Origin of the sequence: Actinomadura darangshiensis (assembly GCF_004349235.1) — a bacterium.
Taxonomy (GTDB): Bacteria; Actinomycetota; Actinomycetes; order Streptosporangiales; family Streptosporangiaceae; genus Spirillospora; species Spirillospora darangshiensis.
The window spans coordinates 1-3,760 of record NZ_SMKY01000500.1 but is presented as its reverse complement, the minus strand read 5'-3'; the positions used below and the strand labels follow the sequence as shown (position 1 = coordinate 3,760).

Below are 3,760 nucleotides of genomic sequence, written 5' to 3'. Positions count from 1 at the left end.
CATCCCGCCCCAGCAGCCCCGCGGCCCCATCGAGCTGTAGAGCACCACGCGTCACCGCGAGGCGGTGCGCCCCGAGCGAGCGGGCGCACCGCTTCGCGCGTTTTATAGGATCTTCGGGTGAGTAAACGGACTCAGCGGAGGCACGCGCGCGGGGGGACCGCCCGTCCCGTCAGGCTGCTCGGCGACCCGGTGCTGCGCACCGAGTGCGACCCGGTGCGGACGTTCGACGCGTCGCTGGAGCGCCTCGTCGACGACATGTTCGTCACCATGTACGAGGAGGACGGCGCCGGGCTCGCCGGCAACCAGATCGGCGTCGGCCTGCGCCTGTTCGTCTACGACTGCGAGGACGACAAGGGGCGCCGCCACATCGGGCACGTCGTCAACCCGACGCTGGCCGCCGCCGGCGGGGAGCTGCTCGTCGAGTCGGAAGGCTGCCTGTCGGTCCCCGGGCTGCGCTTCGAGACCCCCCGTTACGAGCACGCCGTCGTCGAAGGCGTGGACATCAAGGGCAAGCCCGTCCGCGTCGAGGGCACCGGGTACTTCGCGCGCTGCCTGCAGCACGAGTGCGGGCATCTGGAGGGCAAGGTCTACATCGACGTCCTGTCGGGCGATGCCCGCCGCGAGGCGATGCGGGCCATCCGCGCCCTCCGCGAGTAGGCGCGCCCGCGCTGTGCGAGTAGGCGCCCGCGCTGTGCGCGCACTCACCCGATCCTCGGTGCGCATTCAGGGGACATTCAGGTAGGGATGGGAATCTCTGCTTGATGTGGAGGGGGACTGTGCACGTGGTTGAACGTACGGTGAACGGCGGCGGCAGGCCCGCGGCCGAGGCGACGCTGCTGGTCGTCGAGGACGAGCCGAACATCCTGGAGCTCCTCGCCGGCAGCCTCCGCTTCACCGGATTCGACGTGGTCACGGCCACGAACGGGGCGGACGCGGTGCAGTCGGCGCGGCGGCACCGCCCGGACCTGATCGTGCTGGACGTGATGCTGCCCGACATCGACGGGTTCGACGTCGCGCGGCGGCTGCGGTCCGGCGGCGACCACACCCCGGTGCTGTTCCTGACCGCGCGGGACGCCGTCCAGGACCGCATCAAGGGGCTGACGATCGGCGGCGACGACTACGTCACCAAGCCGTTCAGCCTGGAGGAGGTCATCGCCCGCATCCGGGCCGTCCTGCGGCGGTTCCGCGGCGGCGTGACCGAGCCGCCGCCGCGGATGGTGTTCGCGAACGTCGAGCTGGACGAGGACAGCCACGAGGTGTGGCGGGGCGGCAAGCCCATCCAGCTGTCGCCGACCGAGTTCAAGCTGCTGCGCTACTTCATGGCCAACGCGGGCCGGGTCGTGTCGAAGGCGCAGATCCTCGACCACGTGTGGAACTACGACTTCCGCGGCGACGCGGGCATCGTCGAGTCGTACGTGTCCGCGCTGCGCCGCAAGGTGGACAACACCGAGCCGCGGCTGATCCACACGCTGCGCGGCGTCGGCTACGTGCTGCGCGAGCCGTCGAAGACGGGCTGATGGCCACGCGGTCGTCGGCGGTGACCCAGCCGATGATGCCGGGCGTCACCGCTGAGGCGCAGCCGCGACGGCCGTTCCGGGGCCTCGCGCGGCTGTGGGGCCGGACGTCGCTGCGCGTCAAGCTGATCGCCGGGATGCTCGTCCTGGTCACGCTCGGCATGACGGTGATGGGCGCGGCGGGCGCGTCGGTGCTGCGCCAGTACCTCATCGGGCGGACCGACGACCAGCTGCGCGGCTCGGTCGGGCGGGCGATCGACCAGGCCATCCCGCAGCTGCAGCGCGGGCAGACGCGGATCACCGTCCGCATTCCGAGCGAGGTGTACGGGCAGGTCCGCACCAGCGACGGCCGCTCCCTCGGGCAGAACCCGGCGTGGAGCGAGTCCGGCCATCCGAAGCTCCCGGACGACATGAGCGGGCGCATCGACCGCCCGTTCACGGTGTCCGGGACCGGCGGCTCGCAGTGGCGGATCCTGGCCGAGCCGATCTCCAAGGGCACCATTATCGTCCTCGCGTTCAGCCTGGACGAGATCGACCGGACGGTGCGGCGGCTGGTGGCGATCGACGCGATCGTGGGGCTGCTGGTGCTGGGCCTGCTGGCCGTCGTCGGGGTGTGGGTCGTCCGGGCCAGCCTGCGTCCGCTGTCGGCGGTGGAGGCGACAGCGGGCGCGATCGCGGCCGGCGACCTGTCCCGGCGGGTGCCAGAGGCGGACCCGGGGACGGAGATGGGCCGGCTCGGCCGGTCGCTGAACACGATGCTCGGGCAGATCGAGGCGGCGTTCGGGGCCCGTGCCGAGTCGGAGGCGGCGGCGCGGCGCTCGGAGGAGACGGCGGTCCGGTCGGAGGAGCGGATGCGCCGGTTCGTCGCGGACGCCAGCCACGAGCTGCGCACCCCGCTGACCGCGATCCGCGGGTTCGCCGAGTTCTACCGGCAGGGCGCGGCCCGCAGCCCCGCGGAGCTGGACCGGCTGATCGGCCGGATCGAGGAGACCGCGTCCCGGATGGGGCTCCTCGTCGAGGACCTGCTGCTCCTCGCCCGCCTCGACCGGCAGCGGCCGATCGAGCGGCGCCCGGTGGACCTGCTCGCCGTCGCCGCCGACTCCGTCCAGGAGGCCAGGGTCCTGGCACCGGAACGTAAGCTCGACCTGTCCGTCGAGGGAGGGCTGGCGTACCAGGTGCGGGGGGACGAGCCGCGGCTGCGCCAGGTCCTCGGGAACCTGCTCAGCAACGCGATCGCGCACACCCCGGAGGGGACGCCGGTCGGCGTGCGGCTCTCACCCGGCACGCTCCGCGGGGCCCTGGCCGCGGTCGTGTCCGTCACCGACGAGGGGCCGGGCCTGTCCCCCGAGCAGGCGGAACGCGTCTTCGAGCGCTTCTACCGGGCCGACGAGGCGCGCTCGCGCGACTACGGCGGCGCCGGCCTCGGCCTCGCGATCGTCGCCGCCCTGGTCGCCGCGCACGACGGCGTCGTCGAGGCCGACTCGACGCCGGGCGAGGGCGCGACGTTCAAGGTCGTCCTCCCGCTCTCCGAAGACTGACGCAGCTTTCAGGCAACGTTCAGGTGGGTGCGCTTAGGTGAACGCACAGGGCGCGCCCCGGTCTCGACGGAGACCGGGAGTTCGCGCCCTGGCCAGCTTCGCCGCCCATCGGCGGCCTCGCCGCGACCGCGGCCGAGGGGACGTCGCACCGCTCCCCCTGGTCGCGGTTTTTCGTGACATATCGGCGTTCAGCACACTTCCAGGTTGGATCCAGGAGCCCTGCAGCCCCGCGACGCACGCTCAATGGTGAGTGAACGACAGGGGGATCCACATGAACGACGACCGGCCGCAAGAGCCCGAACACCCGACCTTCACCCCGCACACCAACCCGGGGCCCCAGAGCCGGCCCGCACCACAGAGCCAGCCCACACCACAGAGCCAGTCGCCCGCACAGGGCGAGTTCGGATCGCACGGCCGGCCCGCACCGCAGGCACGACCGCCGTACGGCCAGCCGACCTCACCTGGACAGCCCGGCTCACACAACCAGCCGCCCGCGCACGGACAACTCGGCTCGCAGGGGCAGGTTGGCTCGCACGGAGTGGCCGGGCAGGGCGGTCCGTTCGGGGGGACGGGTTCGCACGGGCAGTGGGCCGCGTTCGGGGCGGGAGCCGGTGACGTCTCGCCGGCGCCGCCGCGTCCTGCCGGGCTCTTCGGGACGGCGCGGCAGAAGCTGCTGGCGGTGGGGGCCGCCACGGCGCTGGCCCTGGG

3 protein-coding genes are annotated in these 3,760 nt (G+C 72.8%); all 3 read left to right on the top strand.

Annotated elements, in window-relative coordinates; all coding sequences use genetic code 11:
* Positions 1 to 117 precede the first annotated feature (117 nt).
* The 3 genes from def to E1293_RS45410 all read left to right on the top strand — a co-directional run bounded on the left by def (position 118) and on the right by E1293_RS45410 (position 3,052).
* Complete coding sequence (gene def / locus E1293_RS45420; protein ID WP_132206112.1) at positions 118 to 657, top strand: peptide deformylase; 540 nt, start codon at positions 118 to 120, stop codon at positions 655 to 657.
* A gap of 125 nt (positions 658 to 782) precedes the next feature.
* Positions 783 to 1,517, top strand: a complete 735-nt coding sequence (locus E1293_RS45415; protein WP_207939507.1) for a response regulator transcription factor — start codon at positions 783 to 785, stop codon at positions 1,515 to 1,517.
* Complete coding sequence (locus tag E1293_RS45410) at positions 1,517 to 3,052, top strand: sensor histidine kinase (protein ID WP_279473365.1); 1,536 nt, start codon at positions 1,517 to 1,519, stop codon at positions 3,050 to 3,052. Before E1293_RS45415 ends, E1293_RS45410 begins: the two co-directional genes overlap by 1 nt.
* The last annotated feature ends 708 nt before the right edge of the window (positions 3,053 to 3,760 follow it).